The sequence below is a fragment of the Pseudovibrio sp. SCP20 genome (assembly GCF_057774105.1).
The window spans coordinates 455544-476136 of the sequence record NZ_JBYMDH010000003.1; the positions used below are offsets into that span (position 1 = coordinate 455544).

At 53.1% G+C, this 20593-nt stretch carries 19 protein-coding genes; 11 read left to right on the forward strand and 8 right to left on the reverse strand.

The features are described 5' to 3' along the window. Positions 1-196: 196 nt before the first annotated feature. The gene (locus tag AC3CB2_RS14685; protein WP_008547806.1) at positions 197-679 is read right to left on the reverse strand and encodes an Lrp/AsnC family transcriptional regulator; all 483 of its coding nucleotides are present in this window, start codon (positions 677-679) and stop codon (positions 197-199) included. Between the two features lie 161 nt (positions 680-840). Between AC3CB2_RS14685 and AC3CB2_RS14690 the strand changes: the two genes are divergently transcribed. The 4 genes from AC3CB2_RS14690 to AC3CB2_RS14705 all read left to right on the forward strand — a co-directional run bounded on the left by AC3CB2_RS14690 (position 841) and on the right by AC3CB2_RS14705 (position 4856). Then, positions 841-1800, forward strand: coding sequence for a mitochondrial fission ELM1 family protein (locus tag AC3CB2_RS14690; protein ID WP_008547703.1), 960 nt, complete (start codon positions 841-843; stop codon positions 1798-1800). A 63-nt stretch (positions 1801-1863) separates the two neighbouring features. Beyond that, positions 1864-2826 (forward strand): thioredoxin-disulfide reductase, encoded by a 963-nt coding sequence (trxB, locus tag AC3CB2_RS14695; RefSeq protein WP_352933705.1) that lies wholly within the window; start codon positions 1864-1866, stop codon positions 2824-2826. A 27-nt stretch (positions 2827-2853) separates the two neighbouring features. Beyond that, entirely contained in the window at positions 2854-3765 is a 912-nt protein-coding gene (locus AC3CB2_RS14700; protein WP_008548057.1) for a LysR family transcriptional regulator, read from the forward strand. Between the two features lie 947 nt (positions 3766-4712). Beyond that, on the forward strand, positions 4713-4856 hold the full coding sequence (locus tag AC3CB2_RS14705) for a hypothetical protein (RefSeq protein ID WP_162097435.1): 144 nt from the start codon (positions 4713-4715) through the stop codon (positions 4854-4856). Positions 4857-5090: 234 nt separating this feature from the next. Here the strand turns inward: AC3CB2_RS14705 and msrP are convergent, their stop codons facing one another. Further along, positions 5091-6065 (reverse strand): protein-methionine-sulfoxide reductase catalytic subunit MsrP, encoded by a 975-nt coding sequence (msrP, locus tag AC3CB2_RS14710; RefSeq protein ID WP_014286693.1) that lies wholly within the window; start codon positions 6063-6065, stop codon positions 5091-5093. A gap of 252 nt (positions 6066-6317) precedes the next feature. Here msrP and AC3CB2_RS14715 point away from each other — a divergent pair, with 252 nt between their 5' ends. Continuing rightward, positions 6318-7217, forward strand: coding sequence for an NAD(P)-dependent oxidoreductase (locus AC3CB2_RS14715; protein ID WP_352933709.1), 900 nt, complete (start codon positions 6318-6320; stop codon positions 7215-7217). Positions 7218-7295: 78 nt separating this feature from the next. After that, complete coding sequence (locus AC3CB2_RS14720; RefSeq protein ID WP_352933713.1) at positions 7296-7745, forward strand: HIT family protein; 450 nt, start codon at positions 7296-7298, stop codon at positions 7743-7745. A gap of 117 nt (positions 7746-7862) precedes the next feature. Here AC3CB2_RS14720 and AC3CB2_RS14725 read toward each other — a convergent pair whose 3' ends face one another. Then, a complete protein-coding gene (locus tag AC3CB2_RS14725; protein WP_054784947.1) occupies positions 7863-9923 on the reverse strand; it encodes an elongation factor G in 2061 nt (686 codons plus the stop codon). A gap of 247 nt (positions 9924-10170) precedes the next feature. Continuing rightward, positions 10171-10680, reverse strand: coding sequence for a DUF992 domain-containing protein (locus tag AC3CB2_RS14730; protein ID WP_008547457.1), 510 nt, complete (start codon positions 10678-10680; stop codon positions 10171-10173). Positions 10681-11128: 448 nt separating this feature from the next. Here AC3CB2_RS14730 and AC3CB2_RS14735 point away from each other — a divergent pair, with 448 nt between their 5' ends. Next, complete coding sequence (locus AC3CB2_RS14735) at positions 11129-11842, forward strand: hypothetical protein (protein ID WP_352933718.1); 714 nt, start codon at positions 11129-11131, stop codon at positions 11840-11842. Between the two features lie 121 nt (positions 11843-11963). On the opposite strand, the gene AC3CB2_RS14740 is transcribed toward AC3CB2_RS14735, so the two are convergent. Beyond that, positions 11964-13163 (reverse strand): pyridoxal phosphate-dependent aminotransferase, encoded by a 1200-nt coding sequence (locus tag AC3CB2_RS14740; RefSeq protein ID WP_352933720.1) that lies wholly within the window; start codon positions 13161-13163, stop codon positions 11964-11966. A 274-nt stretch (positions 13164-13437) separates the two neighbouring features. Between AC3CB2_RS14740 and AC3CB2_RS14745 the strand changes: the two genes are divergently transcribed. The 4 genes from AC3CB2_RS14745 to AC3CB2_RS14760 all read left to right on the forward strand — a co-directional run bounded on the left by AC3CB2_RS14745 (position 13438) and on the right by AC3CB2_RS14760 (position 16090). Continuing rightward, positions 13438-13836, forward strand: a complete 399-nt coding sequence (locus AC3CB2_RS14745) for a GtrA family protein (protein ID WP_008547969.1) — start codon at positions 13438-13440, stop codon at positions 13834-13836. Between the two features lie 447 nt (positions 13837-14283). Continuing rightward, the gene (locus AC3CB2_RS14750) at positions 14284-14694 is read left to right on the forward strand and encodes a DUF3775 domain-containing protein (protein ID WP_008547506.1); all 411 of its coding nucleotides are present in this window, start codon (positions 14284-14286) and stop codon (positions 14692-14694) included. 168 nt (positions 14695-14862) lie between these two features. Beyond that, the gene (locus AC3CB2_RS14755) at positions 14863-14991 is read left to right on the forward strand and encodes a hypothetical protein (protein ID WP_256377897.1); all 129 of its coding nucleotides are present in this window, start codon (positions 14863-14865) and stop codon (positions 14989-14991) included. A gap of 199 nt (positions 14992-15190) precedes the next feature. Continuing rightward, a complete protein-coding gene (locus tag AC3CB2_RS14760) occupies positions 15191-16090 on the forward strand; it encodes a DMT family transporter (protein ID WP_352933724.1) in 900 nt (299 codons plus the stop codon). A 59-nt stretch (positions 16091-16149) separates the two neighbouring features. Here AC3CB2_RS14760 and AC3CB2_RS14765 read toward each other — a convergent pair whose 3' ends face one another. The 3 genes from AC3CB2_RS14765 to uvrB all read right to left on the reverse strand — a co-directional run bounded on the left by AC3CB2_RS14765 (position 16150) and on the right by uvrB (position 20399). Continuing rightward, the gene (locus AC3CB2_RS14765) at positions 16150-16614 is read right to left on the reverse strand and encodes a plastocyanin/azurin family copper-binding protein (RefSeq protein WP_352933727.1); all 465 of its coding nucleotides are present in this window, start codon (positions 16612-16614) and stop codon (positions 16150-16152) included. A 135-nt stretch (positions 16615-16749) separates the two neighbouring features. Next, positions 16750-17391 carry an HAD family hydrolase gene (locus AC3CB2_RS14770; RefSeq protein WP_352933730.1) on the reverse strand — a complete coding sequence of 214 codons (642 nt, stop codon included), beginning with the start codon at positions 17389-17391 and terminating at the stop codon, positions 16750-16752. Positions 17392-17555: 164 nt separating this feature from the next. After that, positions 17556-20399: an excinuclease ABC subunit UvrB gene (uvrB, locus tag AC3CB2_RS14775; RefSeq protein ID WP_352933733.1), complete on the reverse strand. Its 2844-nt coding sequence runs from the start codon at positions 20397-20399 to the stop codon at positions 17556-17558. Positions 20400-20593: the final 194 nt, after the last annotated feature.

A 20593-nucleotide genomic window follows, 5' to 3' on the forward strand; every position in this document is an offset into this window, starting at 1 on the left:
AAATCTCCTCAGGGGTGTCTTGTGCCGTCGTATTGTGAAGGGAGGTGCACAGAGCACGAAACAAGCTCAAACCGCACTGAAGAGCCTTACAACAGCAGGATGGTAACCATCACCGTCGGCAAGTGGACGTAATCGCGCATAAAAAAACGGCCTTCCTACGCGAAGGCCGTTTGCAAGTTCTCCCAATATCGAAAGCCTAGAAATATTCAGGCTTGTCGATTGGCACGTTTGGCTCATCCTTGATACGGCGGATGGTCAGTGCCGTGCGAACGTGATCCACATTCTTGGTGGAGGTCACATCGCGAATAATGAAGTTCTGGAAGGTCTCCAGATCCTTGGCAGTACAACGCATGATGAAATCAACTTCACCGGAAACCATGTAGCTCTCCCGAACCAACGGCCATTCCTTGACTTGCGCTTCAAAAGCGACGAGATCATTCTCTGTTTGGTTATGCAATCCAACCATCACAAAGGCGGTGACTTCATATCCCAGTTGTTTCTCATCAAGTAGAGTGCGGTAGCCGCGAATGAGTCCTGCTTCTTCCAGGGCTCGAACCCTGCGCAAACATGGAGGCGCAGAAATTCCTACACGACGAGCCAGCTCAACATTGGTAATGCGGCCGTCTCCCTGCAGCTCCTTCAAAATTTGCCAGTCGATCGAATCCAGACGCGCTTTCAAGCTCGTCTCCTTTGCTTGTCCTATTGGATTAACAGTTAACCTGTTTTACAACACTGCCTAAAACACGAAGTTAGGCAAAATGCTAGTTTATTGCTTATTTGCGACAGACTATATCAACAAATAGCATTTTGCAGACACTTCCCGAAAGCTGGGGGAACAAAATGTCGCAAAACCTGTGGGTTTTAACAGATGGCAAAATCGGAGATGTAGCGCAATGCATCGGCGTCGCCGAAGCCTTGGATCTGCCCTACGAAATTCGAATAGTTGCCCCCCGCAAGCTTTTTACCTACGCAATGCCATGGGGTCCGATAGATCCCAAAGACGCACCACATAAGCCAGAAAGCCCGCTTGCACCCCCATATCCCGCGGTCGCGATTGCATCCGGGCGCAGAGCGGTGCCCTACTTACGCGCACTAAAGCGGCTTTCCAAGGGCCAGACCTTTACTGTTTTCCTGAAGGACCCAAAGATCAACAGCAAATTTGCTGATTTTGTCTGGGCGCCGGAACACGACGGAATTTCCGGAGAAAACATAGTAACAACACTTACGTCACCTCATCGTTTTTCCGCACAAAAGCTGCAGGAAGCTCGCGAAAATCCGCTTGAGCACATCGCTGCCCTGCCCCAGCCGAAAGCAGCCGTGTTGATTGGCGGGAACTCCCAGCACCACACCTTTACGCCCGAAAATATCAACACGCTTCTCGCCGCACTTAAAAATCTGTCGCAGACCCATTCTCTCATGATCACCTGCTCCCGCCGCACCCCACGCGAGCTGGCAACCGAGCTGCACGACCTTGGCAGATCAGAGGGCAACTTGTTCTGGAATGGGGAAGGTGAAAACCCAATCGTTCAGTATCTGGCCAACGCAGAAATCATTGTTGTTACAACGGACTCCACCAATATGGTGGGGGAAGCCGCAGCCACCGGAAAGCCTATTTACGGCTTCCGCCCGACAGGTGCTCACAAGAAGTTTGATAGGTTTTTATCAAAAATGGAGGGTTTGGGAGTACTTCATCCCTTCCCCGGAGACATATTAGCACCTACTTATGAACCGATAGACGCAACACCGGATATTGCGGATGCCATATCCAAAGCGATTGAACAAAAGCAAGCGAGCGGATAGAACCCCTCCCTAACACTGCACTGGTACTATCCAAGCGCGCACGAAATTAAAGGTTCTGAGGAAATGACTGTTAAGCACACCAAACTCTTGATCGTAGGATCTGGTCCTGCAGGCTACACCGCCGCCATCTATGGCGCGCGCGCAATGCTGGAGCCGCTCCTGGTCACAGGTGTGCAGACCGGCGGTCAGCTGACCATCACCACTGACGTTGAAAACTACCCAGGCTTTGCAGATCCGATTCAGGGTCCATGGCTGGTGGAAGAAATGCGCAAGCAGGCAGAAAACGTCGGCACCAAGATTGATTACGACACCATTCTGGAAGCTGACCTGTCCAAGCGTCCGTTTGAACTGAAGGGCGACAGCGGCACCATCTACACCGCAGACGCGCTCGTCATCGCAACCGGTGCACAGGCAAAATGGCTCGGCCTGCCATCCGAAGAAAAGTATCAGGCTGGCGGCGTGTCCGCATGTGCAACCTGTGACGGATTCTTCTACCGCGGCAAGGAAGTTGTAGTGGTTGGCGGCGGCAACACCGCTGTTGAAGAAGCGCTTTACCTCGCAAACCTCGCAAGCAAGGTCACTCTGGTTCACCGCCGTGATGCCCTGCGCTCCGAAAAGATCCTTCAGGATCGTCTCTTCAAAAACGAGAAGATCGAAGTGGTCTGGGATACCCAGGTAGAAGAAATCCTCGGCACCGAAAGCCCAGCTGTTGTGACCGGCGTTCGCCTGAAAAACCGCAAGACCGGTGAAACCACCGAGATGTCCACTGACGGCGTATTCATCGCAATCGGACACGCTCCAGCGGTTGATCTTGTTAAAGATCAGGTAAAGATGAAGGAATCCGGTTACATTTGGACTGAAGCTGATTCAACTCAGACCTCCATTCCGGGTGTGTACGCAGCTGGCGACGTGACAGACGAGCACTACCGTCAGGCTGTAACCGCAGCAGGAATGGGCTGTATGGCTGCGCTGGAAGCAGAACGCTACCTGGCAGCTCTGGAAGCTGAAACCGAAGCAGCTGAATAACAAACTGGGAAGATTGGGGGAAAGCAGATGCCAGGCCGTTCTTTAGATTGGGACAAGCTGCGAATTTTTCATGCAGCAGCACAGGCAGGAAGCTTTACCCATGCAGGCGAAGCTCTCAACATGAGCCAGTCGGCTGTCAGCCGTCAGGTGAGTGCCCTTGAGGCAGAGCTGGGTGTCCCCCTCTTCCACCGTCATGCACGTGGACTGATCCCGACTGAGCAAGGCGAGCTTCTTTACAGAACCGCTCGTGAAGTTCTGCTGAAACTGGAAACCGTTCAGTCCCGCCTGACAGACACCAAGGAAAAGCCGAGCGGCACGCTCCGTGTCACCACCACTGTGGGTCTCGGCTCAACCTGGCTCACTGCTCGTGTCAACGAGTTCGTGGACCTTTATCCGGACATGCGTCTGGAAATCATCTGTATGGATGATGAGCTGGATCTGGGCATGCGTGAGGCCGACGTGGCCATCCGCCTGCGTCAGCCAACCCAGCCGGACCTTATCCAGCGCAAGCTCTTCACAGTGCACTTCCACGTCTATGCGTCACCGAAATACATTGAGCGCTATGGCAGCCCGAGCACCATTGACGATCTGGACCATCACCGCCTGATCACCATCGGCGACAACATGGCCTCTTACCTGCGCGCCATGAACTGGCTCGCAACTGCTGGCCTGCCAAACGGTGAGCGTCGTGACGTCTCCCTGCGCGTGAACAACCTCTCCGGCATCAAGAAGGCTGTTCAGACCGGCGTAGGCATCGCGATCCTGCCAGACTACATGGTTGAGCCCGGTGCTGGCATCAAACGCGTTATGTCCGTCACGCAGGAAGAGCTGCCAAGCTTCGACACCTACTTCGTGTATCCGTCCGAACTGAAGAACACTGCCCGCGTGACCGCATTCAGAGACTTCCTTGTCTCCTACGCAGAACGCTGGACTCACTAGTTCAAAACGCAGTTCTGGCTCCGCAAAAGAACTGATTTGGCTTGATTAGCCTCCTCAGTGGAATCAACCAGAAGTTTTGCACCGCAAAATAAAAAATATTTCGGATCTCTTTTGAAGCCTCTCAAGCAACATGAGAGGCTTTTTTGAGGCCTGCACATCCCGAAATGACAATATCTTACGCAGAGTTAGCTTTATGATAGTTGTCAGATCCTGCAAGGAAGTTCCGAGCGCCTCAAGCCCTTCACAAAATGCATAGCTGCAATGCAAAAATTAAGGATTGCTGTTTCGGCGCTGCACTGCATATATACACCTGCTGTTGATCAGTTGCTGCCACACCTCTCCTCCCAGTGGCTCCAACATTCGATCAACTGTTCCCCTCTGGAAGGTGATTGCACCCATTAGGTGCTTTATCATTCATCACTTCTAAACCGGACCGCATGGTCCGGTTTTTTTTTTGCCAAATCGCTAAAGTGACCAAGGGGTTTCCTTGGTTTTTTAGCCAGCGAACTCTTCATAAGCCCACCACATTTCAAGGCACTCAAAGCCACCTACAGACCTAATCATCTGTTCTCTATGCGGTTTTTGAGGAATAAGGAGGCTCGAAAAGTACCGCACCACCAGCGCCAAAATCACACTGCTCAACAACAAACCAAGCCCGCTTACTTTTTGAGCAAACTAAAAAATCAACTATCTCAGACGCACGCAGAGACATGCGGATTCAACAGGCTATTGCGCAGCCAGACTAAGGGAAAACCCGTTAGATTCGAGGTATTCCCAAACCATCAAAACTAGTAATTTCTGCAAAATACACTTGAATTAACTATAAATTTCCTAGGTAAATCTTCAAACAGTGAAATTTCACCACCCCTAATCAGCGAAATTACAAATCACCTTGCATCCTTTACTTATCGAATCATACCTATTGGCAAATATCCGAGGTAGTGGATGTGAATGACCTGAGAAAAGCATTTTATACTCTGGTTGCCTGCGCACTTTTCGCAATCTATGGCGAAATCTCCCACGCCATCAGCGAAGCCGACAAGGCAGAGCGTATGAGCACCCAAATCACTTTGCACATTCCGGCTGAATAAAAGCGGCCTGAACTGATTCCTCTTTTGACGAGGAGACGCCGCTTTTCAATTATCCACAGCATCAGGCAGTTTATCCTTCCAGTTCAGTCCTGCCCAAAGCTGCAGCCATCAAAACCCATTGAGTATCCGGGCAATTTCACGAAACGCAGCCACAACTGCGCGCCGGAACGCACCTACAAAAAAGGCCTAAGCGGATATCGCTCAGGCCTCTTCTAAAGCTCGTGGGAGTGCCTCTTACTTGTAGAGGTCTTGCCCTTGCAGATCTTTGTAAAGGTGCGCCACCTGCTCCGCGTAGCCGTTGAACAGCTGTGTAGGCACACGTTCATCCGTTCCCAACAAACGCTCTGTTGCCTGAGACCAGCGCGCATGCGGCACTTCAGGGTTCACATTCGCCCAGAAGCCATACTCGCTTGGGCCAATCTTCTCCCAGAAGCTGACTGGACGCTCATCAGTGAAGGTGATCTTCACGATGGACTTGATGGATTTGAAGCCATACTTCCACGGCATCACCAGACGGATCGGCGCGCCATACTGCTTCAGCAGCGGCTTGCCATAGATACCCGTCGCAACAAACGCCAGGTCGTTCATCGCTTCATCCATAGTCACACCTTCAACGTAAGGCCATGGATACCAGAACTGACGCTGACCACTGGCCACGTCGGAATCTTCAAAGGTCTCAAAGCGAATGTACTTGGCACCGTTCTGTGGTCCAGCGTACTTCACCAGCTCCGCCAGCGGGAAACCGGTCCACGGCACAGCCATCGCCCATGCTTCCACGCAGCGATGACGATAGAGACGCTCCTGCAATGGCATCTTGCGCACCAGATCATCAAAATCAATGGTCTGCGGGTTATCGACCAAACCATCAATGGTGATCGCCCAAGGGCGGATTTTCAGCGCCTGCGCGGCACCAGAAATGCGCTTGTGAGACCCAAACTCATAGAAGTTGTTGTAGACCGAAGTCACGCTCTCCGGCGTAATCGCGCGCTTCAGCGTAAAGTCAGGGTTCTGCTTAGCTGGGTAAAGGTCGAGCGTCGGATCTTTGCCCTCTTGAGCAAACACGCTGCTCACAAGGCCACCACCGCCAGCTGCCAGACCGAGGCCCACGGCACCCAAGCCTTTCATAAACCTGCGCCGGTTGAAGAACACATCCTCAGGTGTCGCTTCTCTTTCCGGAATAATCCATTCAGGCCTATGAATAATGTTCATGCTGCCATCTCCCAGCAGGTAAGGGTTACGGTAATCTCTACCAATATTGCCTATGACTTAGCTGCGAAACTCCCTAAACTTCAAGTAAAGCCCCCGTGATACCGCGCGTGATCGAAGACAAGAAGCACCTGCATCATCCCCTCCCAAACGCGCTTCAAGATACATTTCTTCAAATTCAGCAAGTCCCCGAAACGCCTTGCAACACTCCGCCGGCTTAATCTGCCGCCAGCAGAGCCAGTCAGGAGTGAGACAATGACCATCGGATTTATCGGCCTCGGCGCAATGGGCTTGGGCATGGCCCAGCGCATCAACAAAGAGCACGAACTGAAGGTCTACAATCGCTCCCCGGAAAAGGCCGTAGCCCTTGTCGCAAACGGAGCAACACAAGCCCAATCTCTGCAAGACTTCACGGACTGCGATATCGTCTGCACCATGCTATCTGACGATGCAGCGGTGGAAGCCGTCTATATCTCAGGCGACACACTCGCGCTCCCCCTCAAAAAGAACAGCATCTCCATCTCCCACAGCACCATCAGTCCACCCATGGTCGACAAGCTCACCAAAGCTCACGAACAAGCCGGCATCAGATTTCTATGCGTCCCCGTTCTGGGGCGGCCAGACAAAGCCGCTGCTGGCGAACTCGTCGCTGTCACTGCCGGCCCGAAGGACGCTGTAAAGGAAGCCTGCTCTGTTCTAGAAGCTATATCAACCCGTCAGTTCTGGATGGGACCGATACCCCGGCAAGCAGCCGTCACCAAGCTCGGCATGAACTTCATGCTGGCCACAGCCGTAGAAGTCCTCGCTGAGAGCTTCACCTTCACACGAAAGGCAGGCATCGATCCGGAAGTCTTCCTCACACTGGTAACCGAAACCCTCTTCAGCGCCCCCGCCTTTAAGGCCTACGCTCCCCTAATCGCCCGCGAGCAAAGCCCCAAACCTGGCTTCAAAACCACTTTGGGCCTGAAAGACGTCAGTCTGGCCCAACAGGAAGCCCAGGCCCTCGGGATCGACCTCCCCATGGCAGACATCATCACAGACCAACTCCGCACCGCCATCAAAGCCGGATACCCCGACGAAGACTGGTCCTCCCTAGCCCGCCTAAAAGCCCGCACAGCTTCCCTGCCGCCGATTAGTCGAAGTGAAGAAGAGTGAACGTCCCCGAAACATTGTCGGATCCAGCAGCTATGCTAATCTCCAAGCTTTAAGCCTGCTGCGTTTTTCGAGTACACCATGACCGATTGCTTTGTCTGTACCAAACATAAAACCCTCAAATCCAATCTGACGATCAGTATCGAGGGGTATGACGACTTCGTTGTTGCTCATGCTCCGGATCGGACTGAGGACGGCTCCAATCTCATTGGAGCCTTGATCATTGAACCGCGAACTCACGTTCAAAACTGGTCAGAACTCAGCCCTGAACAGGCAGGCAAGCTTGGTTCTCTGATCGGGCAGATCACTGGTACTCTCTATGCGCATGAGGAGATCGAGCACGTCTATACGTGGGTGTTTGGTGATGCAGTTGCCCATCTCCATGTCTGGCTTATGCCACGCTACAAAGGCACTCCCAGAGAGTATTGGGGAACAAGGGTAACCGAATGGCCGGAGGCGCCAAAAGGTGGGCATGCTGAGATGGCACAGTTTGTCTCTGGCCTCAAAGCACTGATGACAGAGAGCGCCTGATCCCAAAAGAAAAACCCGGAGCTTGGCCCCGGGTTCTTTTTCTGTCTCACGCTGGAGCGTATTCCCGAAAAGTGGTTCCGGTTTTCGGATAAGAATACGCGCACAAGCTCTGGAGTGTTATGCAGGTGCTGTCGCACTCTCGATGACTTTGTCCGCGGCCTTGCCGGAAAGCTCGGCCAGATGGTCAAAGTTTCGGGAGAATGTGGCCACACCGGCTGTTGCAGAGCGAAGCTCCACAATAAGGTCGCTGAGCTCACTCTCTGGGATCATAGCTTCCACTTCATCCCAGCCGTCCCAGTCATCACGAGCGTCAAACCCAAGGATCTGACCGCGACGACCGGAGACAATCGCGTTGATGCGCGCCGTCGTCTCTGACGGGCAAGCCACAACAACCTTATCGATTGGCTCAAGCAGCACAGGCTTACATTCCTTCAGGCCATCTCGCATGGCGAGAATACCAGCCATACGGAACGCCTGATCGGAGCTGTCCACAGAGTGGTAGGAACCATCCTTCAGCGTCACAGCCACATCCACAACAGGGAAGCCCAGAGGCCCTTTCTCAAGCGCTTCTTTCACGCCTTCGCCAACAGATGGAATGTACTGCTTTGGCACCACACCACCGGTGATCGTGTCATTGAAGCTGTGGCCTTCACCGCGAGGCATTGGCTGAATGGCCAGCACCACATCACCAAACTGACCATGACCGCCACTCTGTTTCTTATGGCGTCCACGCAGCTCGGTTTTACCGCGAATGGTTTCCTTGTATGGAATGCGAGGCTCAAAGCTCTTCACGGACAGACCATAACGGCCAGTCAGTTTTTCAAGAGCCACACGCAGGTGCATTTCACCCTGCCCTTCCAGAACGGTCTCACCGGTGCTCTGCACCTGTGTCACGCTCAAGGATGGATCTTCATCCACCAGCTTGGAAAGAGCAGTAGAGAGACGCACCTCATCCTTGCGCTCAGTAGCCTTGATGCCTTTGGAAAGCACAGGATCAGGGCTGCCCGGAACAAAGAGAGTTTCCTTAGGCTGTGCACCCACAGCAAGGGTCATGCCTGTTTCAATGTCATCCAGCTTGCCAAGTGCCACCAGATCACCAGCCGCAGCTTCCGTAATCTTCTTCGGCTGCAAACCAAACATCTGGAAGAGACCAGAAGGACGATACTCTTCGCCATGGCTATCATAGAGAAGCGCGCCTTCTTTCAGCGAACCACCAAACAGACGGGCAACAGAGAGCTTGCCGCCATGAGAGGTGTGATAGGTCTTCAGTACCTGAAGAACCGCCTCATCCTCACCAAGACCAAGGCGCTTGCGGGTATCAACCACATCCGGTGCATCATGGCGCAGAGCCTTCAGCAAACGACGAATGCCATTGCCTTTGATCGCGCTGCCAATGAACACAGGGCAGATCTCACCGCGCTGCATTTCCTGCACAAGGTCATCGAAAATGATTTCATTCTCAGGAGACTCATCCTCAAGGAGCTGCTCCATCAGAACATCATCGTGGTCAGCCAGCATTTCCATCATGGCATAGCGCGCTTCCACCTCACGGCCGCGCTCATCATCAGGAATTTCAATGGTCTTGCTTGGCTTGCCATCCTGGTAAACAAAGGCCCGTTCCAGCGCCAGGTCAATAAAGCCTGTCGCCACGCCGTTCTCCCAGATCGGGATCTGGCGCAGAACCATCGGCAAACTGGAAGCTGGCTGCAATGCCTGAAGCATCGCCCGCACACTGCCGGTTGCCTTGTCAATTTTGTTCAGGAAGAGAACATGCGGGATATTCCGCTGTTCAAGTGATTTCAGGATGAGCTGAAGAGCCGCTGTCTTCTTTTCATCTGGCTCAGCAACAACAACGGCAATATCAACACCGTTTAAGACACTGTTGCCTTCATGAAGAAATTCTACGGATCCAGGGCAGTCGATAAATGTGAAGTGATCGCCCTTGTAGGTGCAGGTGGCAATGTTCGCCTCAACGCTCATTGCGTGATCACGCGCTTCGTCACTGCTGTCACCCAGTGAGCTTTTCGCGTCAACACTTCCCTGTCGCCCAATAGCCCCCGTTCGCGCTAGAAGAGCTTCCAGCAGTGTGGTCTTGCCACTTGCGAAAGGTCCAATAATGGCAACCGAACGAGGGCTGCTAACCCTGCCTCCGGCAACTCCGACATGCTTTTCTCCCATGATCCATACTCCCTGTTTGGGTTTGGGAAGCAGGCACGGGCGTCTGCGCCATGGCGGCGCAAAATCACACGCGCCTTCCAGAGAATTATAAGACTCTGGATAAGTATCGTCACTCGGAAACGCTGTGATATGCAAGCGCCAAAACAACGACGGACTGAAACGTGACAGTCCGCCGCACAATATGAACCGGTGCAATTTATAAGGATCAAAGGGTTAGGTTTCACCATCCCCCCTAAGATTTAAAGGATCACTGCTTGGTCAGCCGCAACCCCGTTACACCTGCTGTAATGTTCGCGCCGGTCTGTCCCTGCAGGCTCAAAGGCTGCAGTGCGATGGAGCGGTTCAAGCCGCCCAACAGAACGTTGGCTTGCACACCAGCACCCAGTGTCACACCAGCTGAAACACCGCCATAGTTCCCCGCAAGAGAACCCGGCTTCAGATTAGCCTTAGGTGCCACTACACCCCAAACCAGCGTACCAGAGGTCACAGGACCGATATCCAGACCATAGCTGTTGATGGTGCCGGTATAGCCCTCAATGCGTTTGCCACTGGGTGACTTGAACACGCAGGACAGCTCATGGGAGGAGCCAACAATGAAGTTGGTGCCAGCAACCAGATCACAGGTCAAAGACCCGACTTCCACACCGGGACGATCTTTCTTTGGTTCTTCAGGGGGAGTTGTAGGAGTGTCAGCAGAATAGGCGGAAGTGCTGAAACCAAGAGCGGCGACAGCAGCTAAAGCAAGGCATTTTCTCATTATTGTTCTCCAATGCTCAGGCACTACGACCTTTGAGCAATGGGAGACCAAACAGTATGGCCTGTCAAAGCCTTGCTACGATCAGAGTGAACACTCCGCTTAGTTCAGCTGTTATTTTTACCTAGTGATTAGCGTTAGAATTCGTGATTAGGATTTTCACCATAAACTCTGGACAGCCCCTTCTCGCCTGCCCCTGCCCCACGCCAGTTAACCCTAAGTTTTCCTTAAAGGATTTACCCGTGCCTACGAAAAGCCACGCATCCAGAACGGCTTAGCTCAGGAAAATCGATAAATCATATATCACAAACAGATTTCAGCGAGCCGTAAACCGATTATTAACCATAGATATTAAGCCTAACGATTTGACCCATAATGGGACACTTTAGAACAATGTTTTAAATAAAAAACGGAATGCTCCACTCAGAAAATTGAGTACGGAGAATCAGCAATGCGCTCCAATTTTAAGACACTATTGTTTGGCGTAACCGGTGCAATTGCCATTGCAACTCTTCCAGCGATCGCGCAGGCAAATCCCATCAATGCCCGCATCACCACTGCTTTTGGGGCTCTCGAAGGCAAGATGTTGGGCCTGTTGTCAGGAACAGCTGCATTCGGGCAAGGCCCGGGCTTTGCATCCCAGTTTGATGCGACCGCAGGCGGAACTAGAGACTATGGCTTCTATGCCGGCACTGGCCGCATGGGTTTCCGCACGCAGGACTACAATTACTTCGGTCTTGTAGGCTCTGCGGCACAGATCAACGGCAGTGCTGGATCCCTTGGCTATATAGGTGCAGAAACACAGGTTCATTTTGAGAACCTGTCTGTCGATGGTCTCATCGGCGTTCAGATGATTGACGACATGGGTACGATCATGGGCGGAGTAAGCGCATCTTACTATGCTAGCGAAAATGCCCGCTTCTATGCAGGTTACCGCTACCTGCGCGAAAACCATATCTACGCGATGGGTATGGAATTCAAGCCAGGCACAGAAACAGCCAATGGCATGACAATGTTCGCAGACCTGCGCTCAGAGAAGCTCGAAAACGCGTCCATCATGGCAGGTGTTCGCTTCTCCTTCGCCGATGCACAGACACTGGTTGAAGAAAGCCGCGGTACATTCGTCAACAACAGCTATATTCTGGACGCCCTCCTCCCGGACTAAGCCTCCAGTTTCGCGAAACACCTAAAACAAAAAAGGCGCTGCGTGATGCGGCGCCTTTTTTGTATCTGTCGCTTGAAACCGGATGCCTGAGCTCTCCCAGACATCCATTTCAGAAAATCGCTTACTTCAGGTTTCCGCAGAAACGCTGAATACGAGTGCAGGCCTCGGTCAGAGCTTCAGTGGAAGTCGCGTAGGAAACGCGGAAGTTTGGACCCAGACCGAACGCAGAACCCGGCACAACAGCAACACCTTCTGTTTCCAGAAGCTCGCTTGCAAAGTCCAGATCAGTCTCAAGGACCTTACCGGATGGCGCTGTCTTACCGATAGTACCTGCACAGGATGGGAACACGTAGAACGCACCCTCTGGAACTGGACACTCAAGGCCAGACGCCTGATTCAACATGGAAACAACCAGATCACGACGATCCTGGAAGACCTTGTTGTTGACTGGGATGAAGTCCTGCGTACCATTCAGCGCTTCAACTGCAGCTGCCTGAGAGATGGAGCACGGGTTGGAGGTGGACTGAGACTGAACCTTCGCCATTGCTTTGATCAGCTCAACAGGACCACCCGCATAACCAATTCGCCAACCGGTCATGGAGTACGCTTTGGAAACACCGTTCACGGTCAGAGTGCGCTCATAAAGCTTAGGCTCGATCTGCGCAGGCGTGGTGAATTCAAAGTCGTCATAGACCAGATGCTCATACATGTCGTCAGACATGATCCAAACATGCGGATGCTTCAGCAGCACGTCGGTCAGAGCTTTCAGCTCATCACGGGTGTAGCCAGCGCCGGATGGGTTGGATGGTGAGTTGAAAATCAACCACTTTGTCTTAGGCGTAATCGCCGCTTCCAGAGCTTCCGGAGTGATCTTGAAGGTCTTCTGATCCGCTTCAACAACCACTGGCTCACCACCAGCAAGCAGCACCATGTCTGGGTAAGACACCCAGTATGGAGTTGGGATGAGAACTTCATCGCCCGGATTGATGGTTGCGATCAACGCATTGTAGAGCACCTGCTTACCACCGGTACCGACAGTAATCTGGTTTGGCTCATACTTCAGGCCATTGTCGCGCAGAAACTTTGCGCTGATTGCCTGTTTCAGCTCAGGAGTGCCATCAACCGCTGTGTATTTTGTTTTGCCGCCATTAATGGCTGCAATCGCAGCAGCTTTAATGTTTTCTGGCGTGTCAAAATCCGGCTCGCCAGCACCAAGGCCGATAACGTCGCGGCCAGCGGCTTTCAGTTCGCGTGCCTTCGTGGTCACTGCAATCGTTGCAGATGGTTTCACACGAGACAGCGAGTCAGCGATAAAGCCCATAATGCCCTCCAATAGAAGCGGGTGCGTTCTTCGCAAAATAAGTGCGCGCAGACCCTAAGGCGCAGACCATGGCTTGGCAAGCGCAAACAGGCTAGTTTTTCGGCTCAAATTTCGCCAAAGACTGCAGATTTTTTCAAATATTACTCCCCAGATATAATCGCAGGTTCTGTAACGCAGCGTCTCTTGCATTTCTGGCAGAACAGCGATAAGCAGCCCATATGTTGCAACACCAAAAAATTTAGCTGGTGAAACCAGAACAGAGAGCCCAACTCCCGTGAACATCCTGCTGCGAAAACTCCTAGAAAATCAGTTCATTCGCTTTGGAATGGTCGGGGGCTCCGGTCTTGTGGTCGACCTCGCCGCCCTCGCCTTCTTCTGGCAGGTTGTCGGCCTCGATCCCCTCATCGCGCGAATCCTATCTATCTGGGTTGCCATGACCAACAACTGGTTCTGGAATCGCGTCTTCACCTTCCGCTCAGAAGGCAGCCCACTGGGTGAGTACTTCAGATTCGTTCTGGTCAACAGCGTGGGCGCGGTCATCAACTACAGCACCTATGGCGCGCTCATCACCCTGATCGATGGCTTCTCCACCTATCTGGCCGTGATCCTTGCCACGCTGGTGTCCATGACATTCAACTTCGTGCTCTCAAAGATCTACGCCTTCAAGAGCTGATAGCAGCCTGTCTTGTAAAGTGAAATGGGGTAATTTGGCAGTGCCGACAGGGCAATAAACAACCCTGCCAGCACCATGCACTCAGGTCCGCCAGCACCTAAAATTTCTGGGAGATTTGATTGTAATTTCGCCCTTGAATCAAAGGCTACTCGCAGGTGCAGCGCACAAACAAGTCCTGCCGTTGCGGTATATACTGTTTTTTTTTAACCATAACGATATCCAGTATTCCGCTCAGTAGAACTACATACGAAAAGTTTGAGCAGTTCACTAACGGCCATTTAACCAAATCCCTTTTCTTTTCCGCCGCTTAAATCACCTATTACAGCTGGCAGCCCCATACTGCCGTTCAGCCCGATTGGAATGCAGGCAGGTGTTCCATAAGTTCCACTTGCAGAATAATTCCGAACAGGAGTAACGTTCTCCTACAGCAATAAGCGGGGACGCAAGATGGCCGTAGAACTAGCACTATCTGCAGATACTGTTCGCATGATCGTACAAAAAGCGCGCGCTGTTTCCGAAAGCCTGCCAGACACTTACGAAGACGGGCACGAAGGCGATCTGTCCTTCGACACGGAAAAACTGGAAAACGTTCACCACCATGACGGGCTTGCAGAAGAAGAGCACGATGACTTTTCTGAGTCTGAGCTGAGAGAAATCATCGACGATCTCAACGTCGACGAGGCAACTGAGCTGGTCGCAATCGCGTGGATCGGACGGGGTGATTATGATCAGGGAGACCTCGATCTGGCCTTCGCCGAAGCACGTGAACGATCCACTTCTCCGGTCTCAACCTACCTGCTTGGGTTACCACTCTTGCCTGATTATCTTGAGGCTGGTCTCGAAGCTCTAAATCTATGAGAAAATATGGGCCATAGCAGTTTTGCAATTGAGTGATCTGCTTAAGCTCAACCTGTGGTATCTCGAACACACCAATTTCCAGTAATATATACTTTCTGTATTCGATGTTATCCGCGTCTATCGGCCCCTACTCAGGAACACAACTGACCCGGGCCGCAGGGGGACACAATGAGAACCTCGCCAGTTGACTACCATCGTAAAGAACACGTCGACCATGCCCAGTCACCATGGCCTGTAGCGGCCACCATCATTGCCGCCTTTGTCGGCATCATGTTTATGGTCCTCTTCGTCTTTTAAAGTATCTTTCATTTGGTTGATCTCAACCGGATGACAAAGAGCCGTGCCTGAAAGACAATTGCCAGCACACGCAGCACGAGCGTAAGCAAACGCAACGTATCTGGCAGTGATCAGAAGCTCAAAATCGTCTTGAGAGAATTTCAACGGAAGCGTTGACAGACCGCTTGCGGCGCCTATTCGCTTGCAGTACAGCTGCGGAATGACTAGGGCATCTGCAAACATTCTTCTTCTTATGGCTGGCCTCATCTGGGGCATGGCCTTTGTCGCGCAGTCAACCGCAATGGAAAATCTTGGCCCATTGCAGTTCACTGGCCTGCGTTTCCTTCTCGCGACTCTGGTGATCCTGCCATTTGCTCTGCGAGAACGCCGCATTTACAACACCAAAAAGCTGACCAAGGCACATATGCCGGCACTTTTAACGATTTGTGTTGCCTTCACTCTGGGCACGGTTCTGCAACAATACGGCATCGTCATCACCAGCGTCACCAACGCCGGTTTTCTGACAGCCATCTATGTTGTGTTGACGCCGATCCTCGTGACGCTGTTCTTTAAAGGACGTCCCCACTTCCTCGTCTGGCCAGCCAGCTTGTTCACCCTGCTCGGCATCTACCTGCTTGGCGGAGGTTTGACAGCCCTGAACGCTGGCGACCTGCTCATGCTGGTCTGCGCCGTTTTCTGGGCGCTTCAGGTGATCTTCGTGGGACGCCTCGCAAGCACATCAGGCCGCCCAATCACCATCGCTGTCATCCAGTTCGCATCCATCGGCGTGATCTGCGTGTTCCTCTCACTCTTCTTCGAGAGCTACTCTCTGCAGTCCTTGCAGAACGCATGGTTTGAGATCTTCTTCGCAGGCGCTTTGTCTGGCGGTGTCGCCTTCACATTCCAGGCATTCGGCCAGCAATGGACAACCCCATCTGACGCCGCAATCATGCTCTCATCAGAAGCATTGTTCGCAGCTTTGGCAGCCGCTGTCATTCTGGGAGAACGCATCGCCCCAATCGGTATGGTCGGCTGTGCTCTGATCTTCAGCGGCATCCTGCTGGTGGAAGTCGGACCGCACTACATCAAATCCAGACGCAGTGTGGCACAGGCTGAATAGCCTCACCGACATCATCATCAAAAAAGGCAGCCCCTCGGCTGCCTTTGCTATTTCTGGACTTACTTGCCTTCCAGCCGATCCAGTATCTGAGAGATCTTGGTGCCCATTCGGCCACCCGGCACCACAGTGCGCGCACTCTTCAGATCCTCAGCATTATCCTCACCCACCTTGATAATCATCGCCATACCAAAGCGACCATGAATACCGCAGGTCACGCCATAAATGCCCGGCGTATCAAAGGTCACATTCCGGTCAGGAGACATCTTGCTGAACTTGAACTTCGGTCCACCTTCCGGTGTCATCTTCTTGATCGAAATAACAGTGTGGTTGCCGTCAAAATTATCAAACTTAACAGTGGCGCCCAGCGGAACTTCAAGCAGATCCGGCTCAAACCGGAACATATGAGAAGGCGTATTCGCGCTAGCATCAGTCACCTGATTAACGGAATACGTCTTACCCTCCTCAGCAAGCGCACCACCCGCCATCAACACACTCAAGGCCAAGGTTGAGAGAATTCTTTTCATCGAGACACGTCCAACTGCAATTCGGAACCATTCTCAACGTGACCTAGGAAAAGGCTGAGTACATTGATCTAACGCACTCAGCCCTTAGAAAGTGAAGTTATGCCCTTTTAAGAAAAAGCGTTGAGCTGTTGGGAGTTACTTCAACGCCTCGGCAACAGCGCCTGTCAGGTTTGTTGCCACTGGGGCGCCGGTGGCGATGAGGCGGTTGTGGGCGTACATGCCGGTGGAGACGAGAACAGCGGAAGCGCCGAGGCCCTTTGCTGCGTCAAAGTCATCAATGCTGTCGCCGATCACACAGACGCTGGAAGGATCCACGCCGAGCTTGTCGATATGCGCGCGAAGGGCATCAATCTTGAAGTGCTTGCTCAGATCCTGTGCACCATCAACGCGGGTGAAGTGCTCGTAGATGCCGTTGTGGCGAACCAGAGAGACCAGCTCCTCATGCGGTGCCATGGAGAGAATGGACTGGCTCTTGCCTGCGCCGTTGATAGTCTCAAGCGCGTGCAACGCGTCAGGTGCCAGAGGCAAATCGTACATCACCGGCTCATAGACTGCACCAAACCCGCTATAAAATTCAGAGAGCTCAACGTCTGTTGCATCGCGCCCCATCACAGCCTTGAGATAATCGGCAAAAGGACGCGTATGATGCTGCCGCACATCATCGAACGTTACGCCGGTCAAACCAGCCTTCGCAAAAGTATCGATGCCATACTGTGCTGTGATCTCAAAATCATCCAGCAGGGTACCGTTCCAGTCCCAGACAATGTGCTTAATCATAGACCTAACCAGTTTCAGGATATCGCCGAAAAGTGCCCGGCGGCGCTAACGGATATGCAAACAGAACATTTGCCTCACATGTGGTGCAAACAGTGACGTCTGTCAATGCTGCGCATATCCGTAGAAAGAGATGCGCAGCAACAAGCTAAAGCAGTTAGGCTGCTTTAGTTCTTCTTCCTGAATGTCCGCGTACCTGGACGCCCACCAGAGCTGCGGCCTGATGTGGTCCGGCGTTTCTTCCTCTCGCCTGTGGCACCAGCTGGTGTTGGCAGGTCTGTTCCCGGTCCCATCTCACCCAGCCGTGGTTTGTGCACCTTGCTACCAGCATCGGCTTTCTCAGCCTCTGCCTTCGGTAGGTTGCCGGAAGCGCCATACTTCTTTTTACCGCCAAAACCGCCAGTCTGTTGTTCAACGGAAGACTGCCGCGCCATCGGATCGTCCGCCACCGCAAGTTCGGTCTCCTGCAGACGTTTGACTTCATCACGCAACCGCGCTGCTGTCTCAAACTCAAGATCAGCCGCCGCTTCACGCATCTGCTTCTCAAGATCTTCAATGTGAGCCTTGAGGTTATGACCGATGGTGGCCCCTTCCTCAGCAAAGCCAGCATCCACTGAAACGTGATCCTGCTCGTAGACGCTTTCTAGAATATCGCCGATGGAGCGCTTCACACTTTCCGGTGTAATGCCGTGCTCTTCGTTATACGCTTCCTGCTTGGCACGACGACGGTTGGTCTCCGCAATCGCACGCTCCATGGAGCCGGTCATGTTGTCCGCGTACAGGATAACCTTGCCATCCACGTTACGCGCCGCACGACCAATGGTTTGCACGAGCGAGGTTTCAGAGCGTAGGAAGCCTTCCTTATCCGCATCCAGAATGGCCACCAGCGCACATTCCGGAATGTCGAGGCCCTCACGCAGCAGGTTAATCCCGATCAGCACATCAAACGCACCCAAACGCAGATCGCGAATGATCTCAATACGTTCCAGCGTATCAATATCCGAGTGCATGTAACGCACACGCACACCGTTTTCGTGCAGATACTCGGTCAGATCCTCCGCCATGCGCTTGGTCAGCGTGGTCACCAGCGTACGGAAGCCATTTGCCGCCTTCTCACGCACCTCACCCAGCAGATCGTCCACCTGCGTCTTGGCAGGCCGGATCTCAATATCAGGATCAGTCAGACCGGTCGGACGAATAACCTGCTCAGCAAACACGCCACCGCTCTCATCCATCTCCCAGCCGCCCGGTGTCGCCGACACAGCAACCGTCTGCGGCCGCATGGCATCCCATTCTTCAAACCGGAGCGGACGGTTGTCCATGCAGGACGGCAGACGGAACCCATACTCCGCCAGCGTTGCCTTGCGCCTAAAGTCACCTCGGTACATCGCGCCGATCTGAGGCACGGTCACGTGGCTCTCATCAATAAACACCAGCGCATTGTCAGGCAGGTATTCAAACAGAGTTGGCGGCGGCTCACCCGGCGCACGACCTGTCAGATAGCGAGAGTAGTTCTCAATACCCGCACAGGCGCCGGTTGCTTCCATCATCTCCAGATCAAACGTACAGCGCTGATCCAACCGCTGCGCTTCCAGCAGGCGGCCATGCTCATTGAGTTCATCAAGACGATGCTTCAGCTCTTTCTTAATGGACTTGATGGCCTGATTGAGTGTCGGTTTCGGTGTCACATAGTGCGAGTTCGCGTAGATCTTCACCAGTTGCAGCTCACCGGATTTCTTGCCCGTCAGCGGATCAAACTCGGTGATGCTTTCAATCTCATCGCCCCAAAGGGAAATACGCCAGGCCCGGTCCTCATAGTGCGCCGGGAACACTTCAATCGTATCCCCACGCACGCGGAACGTTCCACGCTGAAAGGCCGCATCATTGCGCTTGTAGTGCAAGGCCACCAGATCCGCCAGCAGCTGCCGCTGCTCAATCTTCTCACCAACCTCCAGCTTGAAGGTCATCGCCGTATAGGTCTCTACTGAACCAATACCATAGATACAGGAAACCGACGCCACGATGATAACATCATCACGCTCCAACAAAGCACGGGTCGCCGAGTGGCGCATCCGGTCAATCTGCTCGTTGATGGAGCTTTCCTTCTCAATGAAGGTGTCCGTTCGCGCTACATAGGCTTCCGGCTGATAGTAGTCATAGTAAGAAACGAAGTACTCAACCGCGTTGTTCGGGAAGAACGCTTTGAACTCTCCATAAAGCTGAGCCGCCAGTGTCTTGTTCGGAGCAAGGATCAATGCCGGGCGCTGGGTCTGCGAAATCAGCTGCGCCATGGTGAAGGTCTTACCAGACCCCGTCACACCCAGCAGCACCTGTGTTTTATCACCATCCGCTAAACCAGCTTTCAGATCCGCAATCGCTTTCGGCTGGTCGCCTTTCGGCTCAAACTCAGATTCCAGAGAAAAGGCAACGCCGCCTTCAGACTTCTGCGGACGCTCAGGGCGATGCGGCACCCACGCATCTTCCCCCGTCTCATCAGAACGACCCTGCTCAATCAACCGTGCCAGCGCCTGAACAGTCGCAGTCGCACCGGTGATCGTCTCTTCCTTCGCCTTCTTCCGCTTTTTCTTCGTCTCCTTGACGTGCGTATCAAGCAGCTTCTCAGCGTCTTCCAGCGATATGTCCAATCCGGCAATCGGGTTCAAACCACCCTTGGCCCGCTCCCGCGGATCACTGGTCGCGCCCATCGACGTACCCCGCGCAGATTTCGCAGGTGCCTTCTTTTCCTTCGCAGCCGATTTCTTAGCCGCAGGTTTCTTAGCTGCCGTTTTCTTCTTTGGCGCAGGCTTCTCTTCAGCTGGCTGCTCGGCTTCTTTCTTCGCCTTCAGGCCAGAGAGATCTTCTTCGGCAAGCTGATCAGCCCAGTCAGACACGGAGCCGGACAACGGACTGCCGGAAAGAGCTGGCTGCGGAGCCTCACCAAAGCCGGCGGAAGACCCTTCAGCTTCTGGGAGTGAGGATGAACTGGAAGTTTTTGTGGGGCGCTTAGTCATGGGCACACTATGCCGTGAGTCATTTGGAAAAGAAAGTATGTTCTTCCTTCGTTCCATCACTCTCACGTAATCATCCTCTTAATTTGTAAGGACAGTTTTGAAAGAACCCGTTGCCCTCTCTTAACCAGCCTGAATGCATTGGATTGAGTGGTGCCTGAGGTTGCCGCAGACTGCGCCTCAACAGCCAGAGCGTG

What these genes read in the sequence shown, in the direction of transcription:
- AC3CB2_RS14755 (WP_256377897.1), top strand. Translation starts at nt 14,863, where the DNA reads ATGAGAACCTCGCCAGTTGACTACCATCGTAAAGAACACGTCGACCAT.
- msrP (WP_014286693.1), bottom strand. Translation starts at nt 6,065, where the DNA reads ATGAACATTATTCATAGGCCTGAATGGATTATTCCGGAAAGAGAAGCG.
- AC3CB2_RS14720 (WP_352933713.1), top strand. Translation starts at nt 7,296, where the DNA reads ATGACCGATTGCTTTGTCTGTACCAAACATAAAACCCTCAAATCCAAT.
- AC3CB2_RS14765 (WP_352933727.1), bottom strand. Translation starts at nt 16,614, where the DNA reads ATGAAAAGAATTCTCTCAACCTTGGCCTTGAGTGTGTTGATGGCGGGT.
- uvrB (WP_352933733.1), bottom strand. Translation starts at nt 20,399, where the DNA reads ATGACTAAGCGCCCCACAAAAACTTCCAGTTCATCCTCACTCCCAGAA.
- AC3CB2_RS14760 (WP_352933724.1), top strand. Translation starts at nt 15,191, where the DNA reads ATGACTAGGGCATCTGCAAACATTCTTCTTCTTATGGCTGGCCTCATC.
- AC3CB2_RS14750 (WP_008547506.1), top strand. Translation starts at nt 14,284, where the DNA reads ATGGCCGTAGAACTAGCACTATCTGCAGATACTGTTCGCATGATCGTA.
- AC3CB2_RS14740 (WP_352933720.1), bottom strand. Translation starts at nt 13,163, where the DNA reads ATGGGCTTTATCGCTGACTCGCTGTCTCGTGTGAAACCATCTGCAACG.
- AC3CB2_RS14715 (WP_352933709.1), top strand. Translation starts at nt 6,318, where the DNA reads ATGACCATCGGATTTATCGGCCTCGGCGCAATGGGCTTGGGCATGGCC.
- AC3CB2_RS14700 (WP_008548057.1), top strand. Translation starts at nt 2,854, where the DNA reads ATGCCAGGCCGTTCTTTAGATTGGGACAAGCTGCGAATTTTTCATGCA.
- AC3CB2_RS14730 (WP_008547457.1), bottom strand. Translation starts at nt 10,680, where the DNA reads ATGAGAAAATGCCTTGCTTTAGCTGCTGTCGCCGCTCTTGGTTTCAGC.
- AC3CB2_RS14735 (WP_352933718.1), top strand. Translation starts at nt 11,129, where the DNA reads ATGCGCTCCAATTTTAAGACACTATTGTTTGGCGTAACCGGTGCAATT.
- AC3CB2_RS14725 (WP_054784947.1), bottom strand. Translation starts at nt 9,923, where the DNA reads ATGGGAGAAAAGCATGTCGGAGTTGCCGGAGGCAGGGTTAGCAGCCCT.
- trxB (WP_352933705.1), top strand. Translation starts at nt 1,864, where the DNA reads ATGACTGTTAAGCACACCAAACTCTTGATCGTAGGATCTGGTCCTGCA.
- AC3CB2_RS14690 (WP_008547703.1), top strand. Translation starts at nt 841, where the DNA reads ATGTCGCAAAACCTGTGGGTTTTAACAGATGGCAAAATCGGAGATGTA.
- AC3CB2_RS14770 (WP_352933730.1), bottom strand. Translation starts at nt 17,391, where the DNA reads ATGATTAAGCACATTGTCTGGGACTGGAACGGTACCCTGCTGGATGAT.